This is a genomic window from Myxosarcina sp. GI1(2024) (assembly GCF_053543375.1).
This window is the reverse complement of the sequence record NZ_JBKGTY010000002.1, coordinates 591120-610636: the sequence shown is the minus strand read 5'-3', so window position 1 is coordinate 610636 and position 19517 is coordinate 591120. Positions and strand designations below refer to the sequence as shown.

Annotated in this window: 19 protein-coding genes and 1 tRNA gene; 12 read left to right on the top strand and 8 right to left on the bottom strand. The window is 41.9% G+C overall.

Going from position 1 to position 19517, the window contains the following annotated elements; genetic code table 11:
• Positions 1-122: 122 nt before the first annotated feature.
• Positions 123-896: a cell division protein FtsQ/DivIB gene (locus ACLFKQ_RS11920; protein ID WP_449000021.1), complete on the bottom strand. Its 774-nt coding sequence runs from the start codon at positions 894-896 to the stop codon at positions 123-125.
• A gap of 170 nt (positions 897-1066) precedes the next feature.
• Here ACLFKQ_RS11920 and ctpC point away from each other — a divergent pair, with 170 nt between their 5' ends.
• Positions 1067-2359 (top strand): carboxyl-terminal processing protease CtpC, encoded by a 1293-nt coding sequence (ctpC, locus tag ACLFKQ_RS11915; RefSeq protein WP_449000020.1) that lies wholly within the window; start codon positions 1067-1069, stop codon positions 2357-2359.
• 141 nt (positions 2360-2500) lie between these two features.
• Here the strand turns inward: ctpC and ACLFKQ_RS11910 are convergent, their stop codons facing one another.
• Both ACLFKQ_RS11910 and ACLFKQ_RS11905 read right to left on the bottom strand, forming a co-directional pair.
• On the bottom strand, positions 2501-2683 hold the full coding sequence (locus tag ACLFKQ_RS11910; RefSeq protein ID WP_449000019.1) for a hypothetical protein: 183 nt from the start codon (positions 2681-2683) through the stop codon (positions 2501-2503).
• Between the two features lie 97 nt (positions 2684-2780).
• On the bottom strand, positions 2781-2897 hold the full coding sequence (locus ACLFKQ_RS11905; RefSeq protein WP_449000018.1) for a photosystem II reaction center protein I: 117 nt from the start codon (positions 2895-2897) through the stop codon (positions 2781-2783).
• A 312-nt stretch (positions 2898-3209) separates the two neighbouring features.
• Between ACLFKQ_RS11905 and gcvT the strand changes: the two genes are divergently transcribed.
• Positions 3210-4331 (top strand): glycine cleavage system aminomethyltransferase GcvT, encoded by a 1122-nt coding sequence (gcvT, locus tag ACLFKQ_RS11900; RefSeq protein WP_449000347.1) that lies wholly within the window; start codon positions 3210-3212, stop codon positions 4329-4331.
• Positions 4332-4477: 146 nt separating this feature from the next.
• Here the strand turns inward: gcvT and ACLFKQ_RS11895 are convergent.
• Positions 4478-4564: transfer RNA gene (locus tag ACLFKQ_RS11895), tRNA-Ser, on the bottom strand.
• A 98-nt stretch (positions 4565-4662) separates the two neighbouring features.
• Here ACLFKQ_RS11895 and ACLFKQ_RS11890 point away from each other — a divergent pair.
• The 5 genes from ACLFKQ_RS11890 to ACLFKQ_RS11870 all read left to right on the top strand — a co-directional run bounded on the left by ACLFKQ_RS11890 (position 4663) and on the right by ACLFKQ_RS11870 (position 7115).
• Positions 4663-5031, top strand: coding sequence for a 2Fe-2S iron-sulfur cluster-binding protein (locus ACLFKQ_RS11890; protein ID WP_449000017.1), 369 nt, complete (start codon positions 4663-4665; stop codon positions 5029-5031).
• A 14-nt stretch (positions 5032-5045) separates the two neighbouring features.
• A complete protein-coding gene (locus ACLFKQ_RS11885; RefSeq protein WP_449000016.1) occupies positions 5046-5630 on the top strand; it encodes a thermonuclease family protein in 585 nt (194 codons plus the stop codon).
• A complete protein-coding gene (locus tag ACLFKQ_RS11880) occupies positions 5627-6451 on the top strand; it encodes an inositol monophosphatase family protein (protein WP_449000015.1) in 825 nt (274 codons plus the stop codon). Before ACLFKQ_RS11885 ends, ACLFKQ_RS11880 begins: the two co-directional genes overlap by 4 nt.
• An 81-nt stretch (positions 6452-6532) precedes the next feature.
• On the top strand, positions 6533-6952 hold the full coding sequence (locus ACLFKQ_RS11875) for a YdeI/OmpD-associated family protein (protein ID WP_449000014.1): 420 nt from the start codon (positions 6533-6535) through the stop codon (positions 6950-6952).
• The gene (locus tag ACLFKQ_RS11870) at positions 6921-7115 is read left to right on the top strand and encodes a YdeI/OmpD-associated family protein (RefSeq protein WP_449000013.1); all 195 of its coding nucleotides are present in this window, start codon (positions 6921-6923) and stop codon (positions 7113-7115) included. Before ACLFKQ_RS11875 ends, ACLFKQ_RS11870 begins: the two co-directional genes overlap by 32 nt.
• Before the next feature lie 27 nt (positions 7116-7142).
• Here ACLFKQ_RS11870 and ACLFKQ_RS11865 read toward each other — a convergent pair whose 3' ends face one another.
• The 3 genes from ACLFKQ_RS11865 to ACLFKQ_RS11855 all read right to left on the bottom strand — a co-directional run bounded on the left by ACLFKQ_RS11865 (position 7143) and on the right by ACLFKQ_RS11855 (position 10164).
• Positions 7143-7583 (bottom strand): SRPBCC family protein, encoded by a 441-nt coding sequence (locus ACLFKQ_RS11865; protein WP_449000012.1) that lies wholly within the window; start codon positions 7581-7583, stop codon positions 7143-7145.
• Positions 7584-7646: 63 nt separating this feature from the next.
• Positions 7647-9104: a 9,9'-di-cis-zeta-carotene desaturase gene (gene zds / locus ACLFKQ_RS11860; RefSeq protein WP_449000011.1), complete on the bottom strand. Its 1458-nt coding sequence runs from the start codon at positions 9102-9104 to the stop codon at positions 7647-7649.
• A 52-nt stretch (positions 9105-9156) separates the two neighbouring features.
• Positions 9157-10164, bottom strand: coding sequence for a hypothetical protein (locus ACLFKQ_RS11855; RefSeq protein WP_449000010.1), 1008 nt, complete (start codon positions 10162-10164; stop codon positions 9157-9159).
• Positions 10165-10539: 375 nt separating this feature from the next.
• Between ACLFKQ_RS11855 and ACLFKQ_RS11850 the strand changes: the two genes are divergently transcribed.
• Entirely contained in the window at positions 10540-11868 is a 1329-nt protein-coding gene (locus ACLFKQ_RS11850) for a hypothetical protein (protein ID WP_449000009.1), read from the top strand.
• A gap of 252 nt (positions 11869-12120) precedes the next feature.
• Here the strand turns inward: ACLFKQ_RS11850 and ACLFKQ_RS11845 are convergent, their stop codons facing one another.
• The gene (locus ACLFKQ_RS11845) at positions 12121-12390 is read right to left on the bottom strand and encodes a GlsB/YeaQ/YmgE family stress response membrane protein (RefSeq protein WP_449000008.1); all 270 of its coding nucleotides are present in this window, start codon (positions 12388-12390) and stop codon (positions 12121-12123) included.
• Positions 12391-13275: 885 nt separating this feature from the next.
• On the opposite strand from ACLFKQ_RS11845, the gene ACLFKQ_RS11840 reads away from it, so the two are divergent.
• The 4 genes from ACLFKQ_RS11840 (at position 13276) to ACLFKQ_RS11825 (ending at position 19517) form a co-directional block, all read left to right on the top strand.
• Positions 13276-15240, top strand: coding sequence for a dehydrogenase E1 component subunit alpha/beta (locus ACLFKQ_RS11840; RefSeq protein ID WP_449000007.1), 1965 nt, complete (start codon positions 13276-13278; stop codon positions 15238-15240).
• 212 nt (positions 15241-15452) lie between these two features.
• Positions 15453-16853, top strand: coding sequence for a 2-oxo acid dehydrogenase subunit E2 (locus ACLFKQ_RS11835; RefSeq protein WP_449000006.1), 1401 nt, complete (start codon positions 15453-15455; stop codon positions 16851-16853).
• Positions 16854-17016: 163 nt separating this feature from the next.
• Positions 17017-17652 (top strand): 4'-phosphopantetheinyl transferase superfamily protein, encoded by a 636-nt coding sequence (locus ACLFKQ_RS11830; RefSeq protein WP_449000005.1) that lies wholly within the window; start codon positions 17017-17019, stop codon positions 17650-17652.
• A gap of 59 nt (positions 17653-17711) precedes the next feature.
• A complete protein-coding gene (locus ACLFKQ_RS11825) occupies positions 17712-19517 on the top strand; it encodes an FAD-dependent oxidoreductase (protein ID WP_449000004.1) in 1806 nt (601 codons plus the stop codon).

Here is a 19517-nt window from a genome sequence, read left to right as displayed (position 1 = left end):
ATATTTAAGTTTTTATAACTATTAGGTAGCTAATTTTAAAGTTTAATTCTTACATTCGCCTATTTTAAGAGTTAACACTGTAAATTGATTGTGTAAAAATACGGATTTTTGGGACTTTTTTCTTAGTTGCGATACTTTTGAATCAAATTCAAGTTGGGATTACTGAGATCGATATAGGCAATTTGACTAGAGTCGAAGCGATCTGGCAAATTTTTCAGTCGAACCATAACTTCAAAGCGATCTTCTAATTGAGATAGATCTGCTCCCAAATACACCGTTCCTAATTCAGTTTTTAAAAATAATCTTTCTGTTTCATCCCAGCGAACTTCACTAATTTCCAGAGCAGAATAGAGAGAAATCAAGCGATATATTTCCATCCAAGAAGCTCGATCTTGGGGGTGAAAATTAATTACTTTTAATTGAGGAAGTAGAAAATTTGTACTTAAATTTTTATAGAAATGAGGAGGAATCCAAGTTCCTTCAGCATCTAAAAAACCTACTTTTCCTGCCGACAAAGCTAAAGCTACGGGAACTCTTTCTTGAAGAGAGATTGTCAAGCGTGGGGGAATAGTTTGTTTGCTAACTCTAGCTGCGGCAATTGCCGGTATCGACTCTAATTTTTGTGCTAGTTCGTAGCTCGGTACCGCGCCTAAAAACTGAGGATAGGTTAAGTCGAGCAGAGCATAAATGGCAGCTTCAGAGACCAAATTTTCTCCTTCTATTAGCACTTGAGCCCGTCCGTTAATCTGCCAATAAGATGAAGCCACAATGCCACTAAGACTAGTAGCACAGCCAATTGTAACTAGAGAGCGCCATAGCGATCGCCTCCAACTTTGCTGCTGTTTGTGATTGAGTCGTAATAATTTATGTTCTAACTGGGGAGAGAAAAATTCCATTATGGACTGTAGGTCAATACCGTTTCTGCAGGCAATTATAGTCAATTAGAATACAATTTAGAATTAAATTAAACTGTACTTCATCTCACTGTATAAAAAAATTACCTATGATAAATTAAGGTTTACGACTGTCTTAATATAGTCTTTTAGCGACAACTATTTTTTTGCTTATGATAAATACAAAACGCGGACTCGTCTTAGGGACAACGGCTGTTGCTCTTTCGACTGTGGCGGTAACTGGAGCGGGTATTCATTTATCTCAAAGTCAAGCTTTTTTTCAAGACAGCCCTAAAGAGTTAGTAGATGAAGTTTGGCAAATTATCAATTACCAATATGTCGATACCAGTTTTAACAATAAAGATTGGGTTAAAGTTCGTCAAGAATATCTAGACAAAACTTATCGCGACAAAGAAGAAGCCTATCAAGCGATTCGAGATATGCTCGGGCAACTCGAAGATCCTTACACGCGATTTATGGATCCAGAAGAGTTTAAGAATATGCAGATCGATACTTCTGGAGAGTTAACTGGAGTAGGAATTCAAATTGCTAAAGACGAGGAAAGCGATCGCTTAATTGTAATTTCTCCGATTGAGGATACTCCTGCTTTTGAAGCGGGAATTTTAGCTAAAGACATCATCACTAAGATCGACGGTGTCGATACCAAAGGTATGGATGTCAACGATGCAGTTAAGCTAATTCGCGGTAAGCCTGGTAGTGAGGTGATTTTGACTATAGACCGCAATGGCACTACCAGCAATTACAATTTGGTGAGAGCGCGAATTGAAATTCATCCCGTACGCGCCAGCATCAAAAATTCCGATCTCGGCGAAGTAGGCTACATTCGACTAACGCAGTTTAGTGCTCAGGCTGCCCAAGAAATGCGCGAGGCGCTCGAAAATTTTGAGTCACAACAGGTCAAAGGTTATATTTTAGACTTGCGCTCCAATCCTGGCGGCTTGCTATATTCTAGTATCGATATCGCTCGGATGTGGCTAGAAGAAGGTACGATCGTTTCTACACTAGATCGTCAGGGAGAAAACGACCGCAAGTCCGCCAATCAAAAAGCTTTAACCGATAAACCCTTGGTGGTTTTAATTGATGGTGGTTCGGCAAGTGCCAGCGAAATTCTCTCTGGTGCCCTGCAAGACAACGAGCGCGCTGTTTTAGTAGGTACGCAAACTTTCGGCAAAGGATTGGTGCAGTCGGTTCGTTCCCTAGGAGATGGTTCTGGTGTAGCAGTCACTATCGCTAAGTACCTAACTCCTGACGGAAGGGATATTAACGAAGAAGGGATACCACCAGATGTGGTCATCGAGTTGAGCGATAAGGAAAGAAAAAAACTACAAGGCGATCGCAAGTTGGTAGGAACGGGACAAGATCCCCAGTTTCTCAAAGCCCTAGATATATTATCGGGAGAAATTAAGGCTCAACAAGAAGTAGACAGTCATACTAGCAGAAAATAGCTTTAAAAGATGAACTTGCCGTAGGTGTAAGCTCTAAGCTGTAAAATGCTCGATCGAAGCAAAGACAAAGCTTAGAGCTAATAACTTCAAGAGCGACTTAAAAATTGCTGCTTCCTCGATCTCGGACGGAAATTAATTTTTTTATTGTGGTTGACACTTACCCGCTCTAATCAAACCAACTCGTTTGGCGATCGCCATTGATTGGCTGTCAAAAGGACCCCAGTGAGGTTTTGTTGTTGGTGGACTATTCGGATCGCGCTCGACAATCTTACAAGTAGCATCTTGCACTTTGACTATGTACCATGAGGAAGAACGATCGTTCATTACTATATTATTTATTAAAATCGAAAAATCACAGCTAAAAACCAAAAAGTGGGGTTGTAATGAACCCCACTGCCAATATTAGAAGTAACCAAACGGTTTATTCAAAATCTTTACGACCGGGGTTTCGAGAGGGATCGCCAGAAAGGAAACCAAAAATAAAGAGTCCGATAAAGAAAAAGACGGTGATATAAACAACAATTTTGAGAGTGAGCATGTCAATCTTTCCTAACAAATGTTAAATAATTCTAACAAACCAAGCAATTATTCGGTTAAAAATTGGCTCTGTTAACAACAGCGCAATAACCAATTGCCAAAATGAACATTACATAATTATTAAATCATACCCGAACGCAGTAAAAAAATCAGAAGTTAGACATATACATATTAGGTACTAGATTTTAGAACAGTAGCAAATTACGAGGTATAAAGATAATAATTATTGTCCTCGGCTCTTTTGCCGTTCTCAGCTACGCAAATTTAAACTAAAACAATATTACCAGCATTGAAAAAACCAACCTCAAAGTTCATGAGCGATCGCAATTCAAACCAACTTTTGTTACGCACCCCTCTCTACAAGCTGGCACAGGAAAAAAAAGCCCGTTTTACCGCTTTTTCAGGCTGGGAAATGCCAGTACAGTATGCGGGATTGAAATTAGAACACCAAGCAGTGCGATCGCAAGTGGGGATGTTTGATATTTCTCACATGGGAAAATTTGCCCTAGAAGGAGATAATTTAATTACAACCCTACAGACTTTGGTTCCTTCCGATCTAGCTCGATTAAGTCGTGGTTCGGCACAATATATGGTTTTACTCAACGACCGCGCCGGTATAATCGATGACTTAATTTTTTATTACCAGGGCGTAACGGAAATGGGACGACAGCAGGGAATATTAATTGCTAATGCGGCGACTACTGCTAAAGATAAAGCTTGGTTGTCGAGCCATTTAGAGCCAAATGGAATCGTACTAACAGATATTTCTCAGCAGGCTTTAATTGCCCTTCAAGGACCTCGGGCAGCAGAAGTCTTACAATCTCTAGTAACAGAAGATCTAAGTGAGATGAAAGCTTTCAGCCATCGAAAACTAGTGCTCGTCGATTCTACTGCTTTTGTTGCTAGAACGGGCTATACGGGGGAAGATGGCTTTGAAATTATGTTGGAACCAGAAGCGGGTCAAAAATTATGGATGCGTCTGTTTGAAGCTGGGGTAGTTCCCTGTGGCTTGGGTGCTAGAGATACACTGCGACTAGAAGCAGCAATGAGCCTTTACGGACAGGATATCGACGAAACTACTACTCCTTTAGAAGCTGGTTTGGGTTGGTTAGTACATTTAGACCGTAAAAATGACTTTATCGGGCGACAAGTATTGGAAAAACAAAAAGCGTCGGGAATAGAACGTCGCCTAGTAGGTTTGGAAATGGCAGGACGTTATATCGCCCGTCAGGGTTACCCGGTTGTCTTTGAAGGTCAAACTGTGGGAGAAGTTACTAGCGGTACCCTCTCACCGACTTTGGGTAAAGCGATCGCCCTGGCTTACGTGTCCCGTCCTCTGAGTAAAGTAGGGCAAAAATTAGAAATAGAAATTCGCGGTAAAATTTATCCGGCTACGGTAGTAAAAAAACCTTTTTACCGTTCTCCTCATAAATAGAATCCGTTGCCAAATTGCTACCTACAAATATGAGGAAAAGTAGAGGAAGTAGAGAACAACGGCGATCTCTTACCTTTTATCTTCTTGCAGCCTTTTTTATACTCTCTATTGCTTGTTTCCTTTTGCCTAGCAGCTTCGCTGCCTGACGGAGAGGGAGGGATTCGAACCCTCGAACAAGTCACCCTGTTACGGCATTTCCAGTGCCGCGCCTTCGACCACTCGGCCACCTCTCCAGATAGAGCCGCAATTTCTTATTATACATGGTTAAAATTGCTTGTCAAAATGCGGCGTAATTCTTTAGACTGCATGAAGAATGGGGCAAAAAAATTTGATGAATAAGTATCACAAAGTTAAAATTCGCGATCGCGCTAAGGGAAAAGAATATACGGTAGAAGTACCAGAAGACCGCTACATTTTACAGACAGCAGAACGACAAGGAATAGAACTTCCTTTTTCTTGTCGTAACGGTGCTTGTACTAGCTGTGCAGTGCGAATTTTGGCAGGAGAAATATATCAACCAGAAGCTATGGGACTATCGCCAAAGCTTAAAGAACGAGGTTATGCTTTATTGTGCGTTAGCTATGCTCGTTCCGATCTCGAAGTGGAAACCCAAGATGAAGATGAAGTATACGAATTGCAGTTCGGACGTTATTTTGCTAGAGGAAAACTAAGGTTTGGCTTACCTTTAGATGAGGACTAAAACATCTAAGCTGAATGATGCCAATTAAATCTTTTGTCAATGGCTTACTAGACTTAAATTCAACTGAAACTAAGCTTTTCAAGCGCATCATTACCATTGTTTGCTGTTCGCTTTTGCTATCTGGCTGTGGTGTAGCCGAAACTAATCCCAATTTGATTTCTGCCAGAGTCGAGCGAGTAGTCAGCGGACAGACTTTAGAAATTGATGCGATCGCTGCTGATAATACTTATAAAACAACCAGAGTTAGAATCATCGGGATCGACGCACCAGATTTGAGACAGTATCCCTGGGGAACGGCAGCTAAGCAGAGGTTAGCTGAATTAGTAGGACGAGATTCGATTCAATTAGAAACCGAAACCCAAACGGCAGATAGTTTCGATCGCCTGCTGGCCCATGTCTGGCATAATAAAACATTGATTAGCGAACAGTTAATCGAAGAAGGTTATGTTTTGGCCGATACCAAATACCCCCATAAATATAGTCAGCGTCTTTTAAACGCTAGGGAATATGCCCGTTTGCTGGGTTATGGTATCTGGAATCCAAAACAGCCTCTACGACGAACACCAAGCCAATTTCGTGCTCGATCTTCCTCATCATGAACCAACCCAATCTCGAACGACTGCAAGTTTTTTTAGATATCGCTACCGAAGCCGCTCTAGCAGGAGGAACGGTTTTAGAATCTCTCTGGGGTAAATTAGAGGACATTCAGGAAAAAGGACGTTCTGGGGATTTGGTCACTGAAGCCGACAAACAATCAGAAGCCGAAGCCTTAAAAGTCATACACCGTCACCTGCCCGAGCATCAGATTTTAGCTGAAGAATCTGGAGAATTAGGCAATGCAGATAGCGAATATCTTTGGGCGATCGATCCCCTCGACGGTACGACAAATTACGCTCACGGATTGCCCATCGCTTCAATTTCTGTTGGTTTGTTGATTAATGGCGTTCCCAGTGTCGGAGTGATTTACAATCCTTTGAGTGGGGAACTATTTCGCGCTGCTAAAGGACTTCCCGCGACGCGCGATCGCCGCCCGATAAAAGTCTCTCAAATCTCAGAATTAGCTAACAGCCTGCTGATTACTGGTTTTGCTTACGATCGCCGCGAAACTTCAGATAATAACTATGCAGAATTTTGCTATTTAACCCATCTCACCCAAGGAGTGCGCCGTCTGGGAAGTGCTGCCCTCGACTTAGCTTGGGTAGCTTGTGGCAGATTTGATGGTTACTGGGAACGAGGGCTAAGCCCTTGGGATATTGCCGCAGGTGTGGTTATCGTCGAGGCAGCAGGAGGCAAAATTACCGCTTACGATGGCAGTCCTTTCGATCTCAATTCGGGGCGCATTCTAGCTACTAACGGTGCGCTTCACGATAATTTGAGTCAGGCTTTACTCGAAATTTCTGCTTTGTCTAGTTGGAAGTAGCAAAAATAAGAAGCAATAATCTCTTACCGCTTTGAAATAGCCGGTCTATTCAAGAAAAATAGTTATGGAGAACTCTTGGTAATGGTAAAGCAGGCTGAAAACGCCATACGGGTTACGGTTAGATCGCGACAAGAATTGAGACAGTGGCTGCAAAAAAATCATCTACAAGCTGAAGGTATTTGGCTGATAACGTACAAAAAAAACCATCAAGATTATCTTTCATACAACGATGTAGTAGAAGAATGTCTTTGCTTTGGCTGGGTAGATAGTTTGCCTTGTAAGCTCGACGAACAGCGCAGCATGCTCTATCTTTCGCCGCGTAGAAAAGGTAGTAACTGGTCGAAGGTAAATAAAGAAAGAGTTCAATGTCTAATTGAGAATGGATTGATGCAACCTGCGGGACTAGAAAAAGTCGATCGCGCCATTAAAGATGGTTCCTGGTCATTTCTCGAATGTGGAAGCACACATCTTGCCAGAAGATTTAAAAAACGCCCTGGCTAAAGATCTAGTTGCCTACAAAAACTTTAATTCTTTCTCACCGTCATCAAAGCGAGGTATTTTGGAATGGATTAAAAATGCCAAAAAACCAGCAACTCGTGCCAAACGAATTGTAGAAACGGTAGAGAAAGCCGCGCTAAATATTAAAGCCAACCATTGCAGATAAAAACATATTCTTTCTATCTACGGCTTACTATTTACGGTGTTTTAAAGCGTATTCTTTAAATCTTTCTAAATCTGCCTGAACGGTAGATTCAACGATATTGCCTAAAAACAAATTATCCATCAGCCTGCCTAAGATACCGGGAATGGCATAGGAAAAAGTCATTTTAACTACGCTTTTGCCGTGGCGATCGTAAAAACGAATCGCGCCTCGGTTGGGTAAACCATCTACCGATTCCCATTCAATTATTTGCTGTGGTACGACTTGCAGAATACGAGATAGCCAAGTAAAGTTGAAGCCTCCAGTAGCTAGTTTCCAGCGCGATAGTTCGGGATTGTCTTTGAGAATCGTCACCGAATCAATCCACTTCATCCAACGGGGCATTTGTTCTAAATCCGACCACATCCCCCATACTTGCTCTATGGGAACATCTACTTCTACTTGTACGGTGTGTTCTAGCCAATCTGTCATGTTTGTTTTTGAGTGGGTTGGAAGTCGATCGAGCAAAATTTGCTGGATACAGTTCCCTAAATTTTAAACCGCTAAGGGTTTTAGTTCGGCAGCAGTTTCTAAAATAGCTCTAGCGGCCTGTTTGCCCGAAAGTGTTGCCCCTTCCATGCTGTCGATATAGTCTTGTTGGGTGTAGCTACCAGCTAAGAAAAAGTTGGGCACTGGAGTTTTTTGGGCGGGACGATACACATCCATGCCTGGAGCTTCGCGATATAGCGATTGAGCCAGCTTGACTACACTGTACCAGGTCATGTTCAGTTCCTTAGAAGAGGGGAAAAGTTGATGTACTTGTTGTAAAACGTGACGGGCGACCGCTTCATTACTCTCCTTAATAAAAGGATCTCCTGGGGTTAAAACTAACTGGAGTAAGGAACCCTGTCCTGGCTTGTAGTAATCTCCAGGGCTAGCTAGGGCTAAATCGGCAAAACAAGAAAAGTCCGCATCGGGAGTATAGAGTAAATTATCGATACCTGCGGCGGCCGTGAGTTGTTTTCTTTTCTGAGCGTCTTGAAGTTCTGTAACCCAACCATCAAAGCGTAGCTGTACTGTAGCGACGGGAACGGCATCTAATTTGTAGATCTTGTCGAATTCCGACCATTTACGCCATTCTGGAGGCAAAACTTTTTTAATTCCAGGTACGTCACAGGCAAAAACATAAGCGTCGGCAGTAATAGTTTCTTCCGTAGCTCCATTAGCGACTACGATCCCGGTAACTTTAGTAGTATCTCCCAACTCGCTAAATAAAATTCTTCTGACGCGGCGACGGGTATGAATTTTGGTACCTCTAGCGGTCAAATACTCGACGATAGGCTTGTGGAGGTATTCGTTGGGAGAACCTTCCAACATTCGCAGTACGGAGGCTTCAGTTTTGATAGCAAAGAACTGAAAAATAGTCAGCATACAGCGGGCAGAAATATTTTCCGTATCGATAAAACCCAAAGCATAGGCGATGGGGTTCCACATCCGCTGTAAGCTACCATCATTACCACCATGAGAGCGAAACCAATCGGCAAAGCTGATCGAATCTAGATTGCGAATAGTTTTCATCGCCCCTTCAGAATCGAGCAAAGCACGAACTATCGGACTGGTTCCCAAGGCTAAGGAGTTAGCCATTTTGTCTACTGCCGAAAGTTGGGAGGTAGTAAAAAAAGCTTTTAAACCATTGAAGGGTGCGCCAGTTAAAAAACGAAAATCTAGTTCGCCAACTCTACCGCCTCGATTGATAAATGTGTGGGTATGCTCTTTGAGGCGTAAATTGTCGATCGCACCTACTTTTTGCATCAGTTTAAATAGGTTGTAATAGCAACCGAAAAAGACGTGGAGTCCCATTTCTAGATGATTGCCATCTTTGTCGATCCAGCTACCTACTTTACCCCCCACGAAGGGACGAGATTCAAAAATTTCTACTGCCGCACCAGCATCAGCTAAATCGATAGCTGTTGCCATTCCTGCTAATCCTGCACCAACGATTGCTACTCGCATCAAACTTGTTATCTATTCTGTTAAAAACTGGCTTTACATATTGTAATAGATCTTACTGTTCTTCTAATTTTTCTTGCCCAAAAGCTTTAAGTTTATTGTAAAAGGCTGAAACATCTGGCAGAGGAACGAACCGGTCGATGGGAGTTGCTTCGGCAGCAATTTCCGTCCAACTCGTTTCCTCGGAGATTTTGGCAGTAGGAACTAAACTCTTGGATGATGAATTAGTTAGGGCAGATTGATTATCCGCATCGTTAGCTGAAGGTTTTGAGGTTGCTTCAAAACTCCCCAGATCGGCAGGTTCTGAGTTTAGTTGTGAGGATTGTGGCTTGGAGCGATCGCCATTCTCTGATGAGCCAACCAAATTTCGCTCGACGGTCTGAGCAGGTAAGGGGGTCTGGGGAGAGTCTTTTTTGCCACCAACAGCTATAGATTCTGAGGAACATTTAGAACTAGCATTCTGGTTTGCCGAACTCGATTTCCACTCGTTTTGGCGATGTCTTCTCTGAACGGGTGGCTTCCTCGCCGAATTTTTATCGCTGCCTTGGCGAGGGTCGTGGCGTAGTCTCTGACTGGCTTTTGGGGTAGGCGAAGTGGCTGGGGACATTGATGAGGTCGGTTTCTGAGGAGCGATCGCCTTACTACTCTGCGTCTGTAGCGGAGGCTTTTCCCACGTCTTATAGGATAATCGCCGAGGGTCACGACTATCATTCAGAGATGCAGAAAAAGTTTCTCTAGGTTTATTTTCTTGAGTTGAAAAGTCTGTTAAGTTACTCAAATGTCTCGGTAGATTACGGCAAATTAAACGCTCAAATTCGTGAGTAAAATGAGTACTAGGATTTCCCCGTCGGAACCAAACACTTAAAATTTGTTCGATGGAAATAGCTTTATATCTTCCTAAATATAGAGCTTCGATGGTTGCCAAACGTATCCAGTCGATGTGATAGTCATTTAACCATTTTTGTAATAATTGTTCTATACTATATTTTCCTAAATCGAAATCATAGCTTTTAATTAAAGATAATGTTTGTTCTACCGATAATTTTGTGGTTAATTCCGTCATCGACCTATACCGAACATCTTGATTAACTAACTACTTATAGGTTAAAGATTTAATTTACATAATTTCACTTAATTTTAATACTACTACAGTAAAATTATAGTTTTCCAGCACCACACAATATAGCCTAAGTTTTTGATATTTGCTACCTGAGTCAGCAGTACTCGGCATAAAATAAGCGACGAGAACTCAAGTCAACGCATTGAGTAGAGCAATCGAATCAATCAATCGTAAGAAAACTGATGAGGTCGTCTAGCCAAGACTTCTCGTTACTAAGAAAAAGCCAATCGACAAGACAAACGGGAAAATTTTCCTACGGGAGAGATTTTTAGCTAAAAAATGAAAAATAGTAGAAATCGATTGAATCACCAAACCTAGATGAAAGATTTAGTTAACCGAGCGATCGCGCTAAAAGAAGCTTTATTAGACTTTGTTTATGATGCAGAAGGAGAATTGGCAGTCGCGCTAGAAACCTATGCTGCCGAACATGGTAGTCAGGAGAAGTACGATATCAAACAACAAAATATTATCGTCGATACTTTTTTGACTGAAGGCAAGGTCGGGGAAAAAGAACAAACTCCTCTCGAACTATTCAGCAAGGAACGAGAAGATCTCGATCGAGAAGATCGCGCTTTACTAGAACGCTGGCAGGATAACTTTACGGGTTTATTTGAAATTAAAGCAATTTCTGATGGCAGTTTAAAGTTAATGAACTGGCTAACCGCCAAAGAATATTCAATTATACCTCACTCTACCATTCCAACTGCCGAGTCCGATCGCTGGCAACTAGGAGAAATTTTACTAACTCGCCTCGCACCTCTAAAAGACGATTGTTGGTTCTTTTTTAGCGATCGCATCGTCAAGGGTAAATTGGGTAAGCCAAAGCTGGCAGTTGCTGTAGGAGAATTTAGAACTAAATTTAACAGCGAACTCTACGGAGACGCTCCCCAACTCCTAGAAGAAGCTTGGGAATCGGTAGCAGTATACCATCAAGAATTTATCGATTACTTTGGTAGCGATCGCCTGACTCTGCCTGGAGAAGAACTCAATCAAAAGCTAGGGGAACTCCAAAGTATAATGAGTCAAAAACGTTTGGAGGCAGCAGGAATTGATACCTCTAAATCAATGCAGGAACTAGTACGAGAATCTGGTGCAGATATTTCAGAAATTGAAGCTAATGCAGATTTATCTGAAACAGATGCCGCAGCAGTCACTAAGGTTTTAAACAGCAAAAAAAAGCTTTCCTCAGTTATTCCCAAAGTGGATTTACCGCCAGAAATCAAAAATGCCGAACGTGTCACGGTTATTTCTCATCCGCGCTGGGGACAAATGTATTTACCTCACCACCTCAAGCTGACCGAACTTTTAGACACGGAAAATGCAGCACAAGACCTTACTTGCCAATATTTAGTTCGCCAATATCTTGAAGAACCATCAGCTAATTATTATATTTGGCAACTATTAGTAGAAGAATATGCAACTCAACTGGAAAAAGTGCTGCAAGTTGTGTTAAATAACGATAATTTCAACCTAGAAACCGATTTACCAGCGACACTGCAAAAATACGACAAACCGCTAAAACCAGTGCTACCAGACATTGCTAGCGTTCCCCTGCATTTGAATAACTTGTTCGAAGAAGCCTTGGCGCAGGTGCAAAAAACCAAATCTAAGAGTAAGAAGAAAAAGAAAAAGAAAGGATTTCTGTGAAATTACTGCGCCTTTTATTGCCCAGAAAGACGCGATCTCAGCACCTCTTTCAGAGGTGGACTCGTTGGATAATCAATGACTCGGCATGGTGTCCCTCGAGGCTCAGTGCAGGCTCCGCCGCAGAACGACGGAGTAATCTGCGATCGAAGTCGATTAAAACTTACAAAAACAGAGGCGGTATCAGATCGCCTCTGACAAACTCCGATCGGACTTACCAGTATTATCGAGATTTATTATTTAGCCGAGTCATTTTTAAGCAGAACGGCGAGTTACTAGACCCCAGATAAAGATTAAAATAATCGCGCCGATAACTGCAAAAATAATGCTAGGAATGGATAAGGTTCCTGCCGTCGCACCTGCCGATGTCCCCAGGATGAGTGAACCGAGCCAGCCTCCTACTAAAGCACCGAGAATACCTAAAACGATGGTGGCAATAATACCGCCACCTTGGTCACCGGGATAAATCAACTTTGCTAAGGCACCTGCAATTAAACCTAAAACGATCCAGGCAATAATACCCATATTTTTTCTCCTGTTTTGATATTTTTACTGTTTGCTATCTTGGATTTAAACGTGAATTATTCAATAAAAATAGCCATTTAATATATAAGTTAATAAAGATTTATATAAACTTCGTCTATCTAAAAGAAGATTTGTAATTCTATCGAATTAATGATTTAAATGAGCTTCAAAAATGCCAAATTCACGGCTTTACATTAACTTCATAGATTTTCAATTTTTGTTAAGCAGATAACTTAGGGAAAGTTTAAATTTAAAACCTAGAAACTAGGATAGCTCTGAAATTATAATTATTATGTTCTATGTTTGATTTTAATAATCGAACTCAACCAATAATCTCGTAAAGAATTGCTCAATTGGTCAAATCAAAGTTTAGAGCTCGGAAGTTGAGGAAGAGTTGCTGGGCGAATCAATATCTTTTACATCACTTACTGCGCTTTTCAGTTGAATAGAACACAACCGAGCAACTTTTTTCTTTTGCTTTTTGACTCCTGACTCCTGCCTAATACCAAGATTGTAGTCTACCCAAACGAAAACTGCTGTAAATTATTGATTAGCCATAACTCAATAGATTTCAACAGTAGTATGAATATGACTAAGGATTAGGGCGAGCGCCATCCTTTTATCTTAGTAGCCGTTCCCTCCTTAGGTCAAACGTCGTAATCGTGTCGAGTCCCTTAGAACTCTCTAACACTACCAGCGAAACTAGGGATTGCATCTAAAATTCAAGCTGTTTAGAATTTGAGCTATTTAATTTAAGCTATTGGCTAATTTTTCGCTAACATACATTCATTGAGTCATTGAGTAAAAAAAAATTTCTGTGCCAAAGATTGAATAACTTACCTTAATTGAAGCCAGCGAACTAAAAGCAAAAAATCAAATTCTACAATGCTCGAACAGACTAAAAACAAGATTATTCGTAAGGCTCTCTTATCTCGTCGTTTAGAAGAACGCTTACTAGAGCTTTACAGTCAAGGAAAGCTATTTGGCACGGTTCATACCTGCATCGGACAAGAATTTTCAGGAGCAGTAATTACAGAATTTCTCCAACCTGGAGACTCTATATTTTCCAATCATCGCTGTCACGGTCATTTTCTTTCATTTACCAAAGATGTCGGCGGTTTAGTCGCCGAGATTATGGGAAAACAAACTGGAGTATGTGGCGGTTGGGGTGGTAGTCAACATCTCTGCAAAGACGGTTTTTACTCCAACGGCATTCAAGGTGGGATCGTGCCCGTAGCTGTGGGTTTAGCCTGCGCTCGTAAATTTAATGGCGATCGCCAAATCTCTACCGTGTTTGTGGGGGACGGTACTCTGGGAGAGGGTACTTTCTATGAGGCATTGAATATTGCCGCTAAGTGGGAATTACCTTTACTGGTGGTGCTAGAAAACAATGGCTATGCTCAATCTACCAGTCAGGAAGAAACCCTAGCGGGAGATATTTGTAGTCGAGCAGATGCGTTTGGTATTCGTAACGCTCGCGGAGATACTTGGAATTGGGAACAACTGTATTCTATTGCAGAAGATTTAGTCAGTTATGTTAGAAACGAAGGCAAACCAGCATTTTTACAAATAGATACCTTCAGGCTCAAGGCACATTCCAAAGGAGACGACAACCGCGATCGCAGCTTAGTCGAACCATACGAACGCAAAGATCCCCTCAATCTGTTGCTGGGAGAACCGCAGCCAGGGTTAACTGCTTTACTCGCTGAAATCGATCGCTCGATTGACGAAGCAGTAGCGATCGCCGAAGCGGCTAACTATCCAGAACTAGAGGTAGTTGCGGCTAAATCTCCACAGATCCAATGGCAAGAAAAAACCGTTACCAAACGGCGATTTAACAAAACTCTCAATCAGGTTTTTATCGACTTGATGGCAGAGTATCCTCAAATGCTGTTTATCGGTGAGGATATTAAATCGCCCTACGGTGGAGCATTTAAAGTAAGTAAAGAACTATCAGATTTATATGGCGATCGCGTATTCAACACGCCAATTTCCGAAGCGGCGATCGTCGGAGTATCTACGGGGTTGGCAATGGCAGGCTATCAGACGTTTGTCGAAATTATGTTTGGCGATTTTAGTACCCTAGCATTCGATCAAATTCTCAATCATGCTAGTAAGTTTCGTCAGATGTATAACCAGCAGGTGACGGCTAATGTGGTCATTCGTACCCCGATGGGAGGCGGTAGGGGATACGGTCCAACTCACAGCCAGACGTTGGACAGTCATTTTTTTGGTATTCCCGGACTGAAGATCGTCGCTCCTAACAATTTAATTGAACCCAGACCGATTTATCATACTATCATTGAAGCAAATCTCGATCCGACTTTGGTAATTGAGAACAAAATTCTCTACGCGCAGAATTTACGCCAACAGTTACCAGAAGGATTTACCAGAATGGTGAGTAACGAAACCTTTCCCACAATTTGGATTAAACCACAAGCCTTAGCCGTAGATGTAACTCTCATCGGTTATGGGGGAATGAGTGAAATTTTGGTAATGGTGTGCGATCGCCTGTTTCAAGAACACGACTTAATCGCCCAAGTTATTTGTCCGACACAAATTTATCCTTTTGCTATCGAGCCATTTTTAGACATTATCGCTGGTAGTAAGCTACTAGCAGTTGTAGAAGAAGGACAGGGATATGCAGGATTTGGTGCCGAAATCGTTGCTCAAATTACCGAAGCTGGCTCGAAATTTTTACCAGTCGTAACCAGGATTTTTCCACCCTCGATGGCTATTCCTGCTTCTAGTCCGCTAGAAAAAGCTATATTGCCCGATTCCGACAAGATTATTACGGCGATCGTCAACCACGAACGGTTTCAAACTCAGTCACAAATCACTCCACCATAAAAGCGACGCATTTCGCGCCTGCTACTGTGACTGTTGGTAAATATCTATTTGAAGCCTTATTCACAAAATTAGTTTTCAGTTTTCGCTCCTAATCAGATTTTCAGCCAACTCCACAACAAGTGCGCTCAAAAATTATTATCTAGCTAAAGACTAGCTAAAGAATTGAAGTAGAAAACTGTTGCCAATCGATACGAGCTTCAAGATAATTAACCATGAAAGATATATTAGTTCCCAGAGTCAATACCAACGATAACGAAGTAGATCTCGTTCATTGGTATGTAGAAGATAGACAGTTTGTGGAAAAAGGACAAGAACTTGCCGATGTCGAAACTTCTAAAGCGGTCGTCAGTATTGAAAGCGAAGCCACTGGCTATGTTACGATTAATTCTCAGGTAGGAGATAGCGTAAAAGTAGGCGAGGCGATCGCCACTATCTATTCCGAACTGAGCGAATTAGAACTAGCTCTGACTGGGGGGACACCTCCTGAAACCCAGACTTCCAAAGTTTTAGAACGGCCCGTTGAAGTATCCCCTGCTACTTCTCAAGTCAATAATAATCGCAACGGTAGTTCTCAGGCGATCGCTCCTCCAGAACAACCCGTTACTACTTTACAAGCGTCATTCGATTTCACTCGCTTTTCTCCGGCAGCCAAAGCATATGTAGCGCAACACGATCTCGACGAAAGTCAGTTTGCAGGTATAGGATTGGTTTCGGTGGCAACCATCGAACGAGCTTTGGGCAAATCTCAACCTGTAGCTACTCCTGAGCCTACTACGGTAGAAGCTCCCCCTCCTGCCAACAGCGTTAATTTGCGCTCTCAAAAAATTAGTAAGTCCAAGCAGCTTGAAATTAGCTTACTTACAGCAGGACAAGCCGGAGGAATTAATAGCTCTTTAACAGTACAGTTTAATTCTGCTGATATCAGACTAACTTTGGCTGAAACCAACTCGCTCAACGGACAAATTTTACCGTTAATTTTGTTTGAGTTTTCCCGTTTGCTGGAAGAATATCCGGTGTTTAATGCCTATTATGCAACTGGCAAAATTTATTACTACGATCGCATCAACATTGGTTTGGCAATGGATTTAGGTAAAGGTTTGAAAGTCCCCGTAATTCAAAATGCCAATTTACTCGCTCCTGCCGAGATGCTAGAGATGATTAATAACTACGCCATGCAGTATTTAGACAATAGTCTCACTCCTGAAGTGCTGACGGGAGGAACGGTAACTATTAGCGATCTTTCCAATGAAGGAATTTTGCATTTTCAACCCCTACTCAATCAACACCAGTCAATTATCCTCGGTATTGGCGGCGATCGCTCCTTACCAGGAGAACCAGTAACTCTAACTATAGTTTTCGATCATCGTCTTTCTGCTGGTCGAGAAGTAGCCCTGTTTCTCAACGAACTAAAAAAACGTCTGCTCAGCTACGGTCTTTCCAGGCTACCGCAAATCCAACAAATGGCAAAGACTAATAATGTTGAGTGCAGTAAATGCTCGATTTCTCTTGACGCTTTATACGAACAATTCGGTTCGGATGCTTTGATGCAGGTTCACGTCAATTCACGAGGAGAAACCGCATATATCTGTCAGGTGTGTCGGGAAGGATTTTGATAAATAGTTATAAGCTCTAAGAAGGTAAAAGGTCAAAGGAGAAAGGGGAAAGGTAAATTATTTTGTCTTTCTACTTTATACTTACTACTCCTAATGCAAGCGTGCTTGACCTACTCCTAATATCTCTTGTAAACGCATAAGAACTGTGTAGGTAAAAGAAAAAATGGAAAAAGTAGTAGGTATTGTGGCAAATATTGCTGGCAAGTCTCCGCAACAGATAACCCCAACAACCAGCTTGAGTTCTTTGGGAATTAATTCTTCAATTCAAATTTTAAAAGTTCAAAGTGCTTTAGAACGTAAGTATCAGCAAAAACTACCTTTTTTGGCAGACAGTTGGACATTAGAGCGTATTGCGGCTCAGGTAGGAGAAGCAACAGAGCGAAATAGTGCGATCGCATCTCCAGAAGTTCGAGAGACAGCACGACCAAAAGAAATAAATTCATCGGCTATCTCGGTCGGAGTGGATATCGAAGAGGTAGATAATTTGCCCGACACCTCCAATTATCGCACTCATGAATTTTACCAAGCTCTATTTAGCTTAGAAGAAATTTCCTATGCTTTACTTAAAAACGAGCCCAAACAACATCTCTGCGGAATTTTTTGTGCTAAAGAGGCTTTAAAGAAAGCCGCGCCAGAACTAGTTAACCTGCGCATGGATGAGATTGTAGTCACTCATCAACAGGGTAGACCTGTAATTACTCTAAGCGATCGCGCTATCGATCTTCGGTTTAATTTTCAACTCAGCATCAGTCATACTCAAAACTATTCGGTAGCGACGGTTTTGGCAATTAGGAATTAAAATTTCACTCTTAATTATTTCTCTGACGACTAAACTTAACAAACCCATAGAAAACATAGATGTTAAAAGGAATAAATCGACGTTCGGTTGGAATTTTTGCAAAATTGTACGGCTTTTTGGGCAAATTTTGGCAACGAGGTTTATTTTATAAGCTCAGATACAGTTTGAGTAAGAGGGAATTAGTCAATCCAGTTGGTTTGTTAGAATCCAATCCTCCAGTCAATCTTCAGGTAGATAGATCCGAATCGATTGTAGTAGTTGGAGTGGGAATTGCTTCTTATACCTTGGTTCGCAGTCTCCATCGCTTGGGCTATCAAAATGTCAAAATTGTAGCTCGCGATTGCGCCTTTGGAGGTAAATGCGTCAACATTGGCTGTATGCCTTCAGAATACTACACTGCCTATCGTCAGCAGGGAGCAGCGGCAATTGAAAGAGGAAAGCAATTTGTTTCTTCTCTGCGCCAATTTACTCAACAAAGTTTTCAAGAGCTTGGCTATCCTCTAATTGAAGGGGAAGTAGTCGAAGTCAGAGATAAACAGATTATTCTCAAAAACGGAGATGAGATAAGTTTCGATCGCTTGGTTTTAGCGACAGGCAATCAAATATCCAAATTTCCCTGGTTAGAAGCTACCTGTTCTTTACAGGAATATTGGCAAATTACCGCAGGTAAACTAGTTATCGTCTCAGAAGGTAACCCCGCTTCTCTATCCTATGCCAATATTGCTTGCGATCGCGGGATTGAAACTACAGTTGTCTTTACTACCAATCCTTTACTAGCTCATTTACCTTCTTGGCAATATTTTCAACGGGAGTTGAGCAAACGGGGAATTAAAATAATTGACTCGGCCAAAATTAATGAAGTCAGAGGAGGCTCCGTCGTTCCCAATAGTTTGACGATTGAAGTAGGGAATAGATTAGAAACAATTGCTTTCGACCATTTGCTCTACGATGGTGCGACGGAAATCAATTTACCCCCAATTGACGGTAAAACAATAACTATTTTAGAGCTTGACTTACAGCAGGCTAATATTATCGGTCGTTCGGATATTTCAGTTTTAGGAGATGCGTCTGGTTTATTTTCAGCTACGGAGGCAGAATTACAGGCTAAAAAGTTAGCTCGTGCTTGGTCTAGTAGCGAAACTCTCAACATGAGCGATTTCGAGTGTTTACCTTTAAGAGTACATGGTCGCAAGTCATTAGCACTAGTTGGTTCCCCTTGGACGCTATTGTCGCCAGGGTGGCGTGCTGTAGATTTTAAAGTTTTAGGTTGGTCGGCGGTTCACAATGAGACTGGGAAACTGTGGTATTTATACAATGGCGATCGCGCCAAAGTTGAAGCGATTCACATTTGTCACCGAGATGCTTCCGAACTAATTTCCCTAGCAGCAATCCTGATCGATCTACCCATCACTGATTCTCGTTGGTTAACCTGTGCGGTTCATCCCAGTGCGGCAGAAATTTTCAAGCTGGTTATTGAAGATATCGAAACTCTCGATAGTGAAACCAACTCAGAACGAGTTTTATTGGGAGCTAGTTCCACTGACAACAACTCTCGCGATAACATACTCAACTTACCGCCAATTGCCAAGCTAAATCACAGTTCCTTCTATCAAACTGCATTTTCTGCCGAAGAGCGATCGCTGGGCATTCTCGATCGCCAGCCTGAGGTATATTTTGCCTTACTGTTAGGACTCAAACATCTACTCAAATCGCAAGATCCCTCGGGAACCATTGTCCTAATGCGTTCTTCAGAAGCTCGCTACTTCGCACCCGGACTGAATTTTGACTATCAGCTAGCTGCGGCAGAAAACGCGATCGCCGTTAAGCTAGGTGATGAAAGAGTAACCATCAATATCGGAAAGTAA

Coding starts and splice junctions, on each gene's coding strand:
- ACLFKQ_RS11920 (WP_449000021.1), bottom strand. CDS start 896: ATGGAATTTTTCTCTCCCCAGTTAGAACATAAATTATTACGACTCAAT.
- ACLFKQ_RS11865 (WP_449000012.1), bottom strand. CDS start 7,583: ATGACAGATTGGCTAGAACACACCGTACAAGTAGAAGTAGATGTTCCC.
- ACLFKQ_RS11855 (WP_449000010.1), bottom strand. CDS start 10,164: ATGACGGAATTAACCACAAAATTATCGGTAGAACAAACATTATCTTTA.
- gcvT (WP_449000347.1), top strand. CDS start 3,210: ATGAGCGATCGCAATTCAAACCAACTTTTGTTACGCACCCCTCTCTAC.
- ACLFKQ_RS11875 (WP_449000014.1), top strand. CDS start 6,533: ATGGTAAAGCAGGCTGAAAACGCCATACGGGTTACGGTTAGATCGCGA.
- ctpC (WP_449000020.1), top strand. CDS start 1,067: ATGATAAATACAAAACGCGGACTCGTCTTAGGGACAACGGCTGTTGCT.
- ACLFKQ_RS11885 (WP_449000016.1), top strand. CDS start 5,046: ATGATGCCAATTAAATCTTTTGTCAATGGCTTACTAGACTTAAATTCA.
- ACLFKQ_RS11840 (WP_449000007.1), top strand. CDS start 13,276: ATGCTCGAACAGACTAAAAACAAGATTATTCGTAAGGCTCTCTTATCT.
- ACLFKQ_RS11890 (WP_449000017.1), top strand. CDS start 4,663: ATGAATAAGTATCACAAAGTTAAAATTCGCGATCGCGCTAAGGGAAAA.
- ACLFKQ_RS11880 (WP_449000015.1), top strand. CDS start 5,627: ATGAACCAACCCAATCTCGAACGACTGCAAGTTTTTTTAGATATCGCT.
- ACLFKQ_RS11835 (WP_449000006.1), top strand. CDS start 15,453: ATGAAAGATATATTAGTTCCCAGAGTCAATACCAACGATAACGAAGTA.
- ACLFKQ_RS11910 (WP_449000019.1), bottom strand. CDS start 2,683: ATGAACGATCGTTCTTCCTCATGGTACATAGTCAAAGTGCAAGATGCT.
- ACLFKQ_RS11825 (WP_449000004.1), top strand. CDS start 17,712: ATGTTAAAAGGAATAAATCGACGTTCGGTTGGAATTTTTGCAAAATTG.
- ACLFKQ_RS11830 (WP_449000005.1), top strand. CDS start 17,017: ATGGAAAAAGTAGTAGGTATTGTGGCAAATATTGCTGGCAAGTCTCCG.
- ACLFKQ_RS11845 (WP_449000008.1), bottom strand. CDS start 12,390: ATGGGTATTATTGCCTGGATCGTTTTAGGTTTAATTGCAGGTGCCTTA.
- zds (WP_449000011.1), bottom strand. CDS start 9,104: ATGCGAGTAGCAATCGTTGGTGCAGGATTAGCAGGAATGGCAACAGCT.
- ACLFKQ_RS11850 (WP_449000009.1), top strand. CDS start 10,540: ATGAAAGATTTAGTTAACCGAGCGATCGCGCTAAAAGAAGCTTTATTA.
- ACLFKQ_RS11905 (WP_449000018.1), bottom strand. CDS start 2,897: ATGCTCACTCTCAAAATTGTTGTTTATATCACCGTCTTTTTCTTTATC.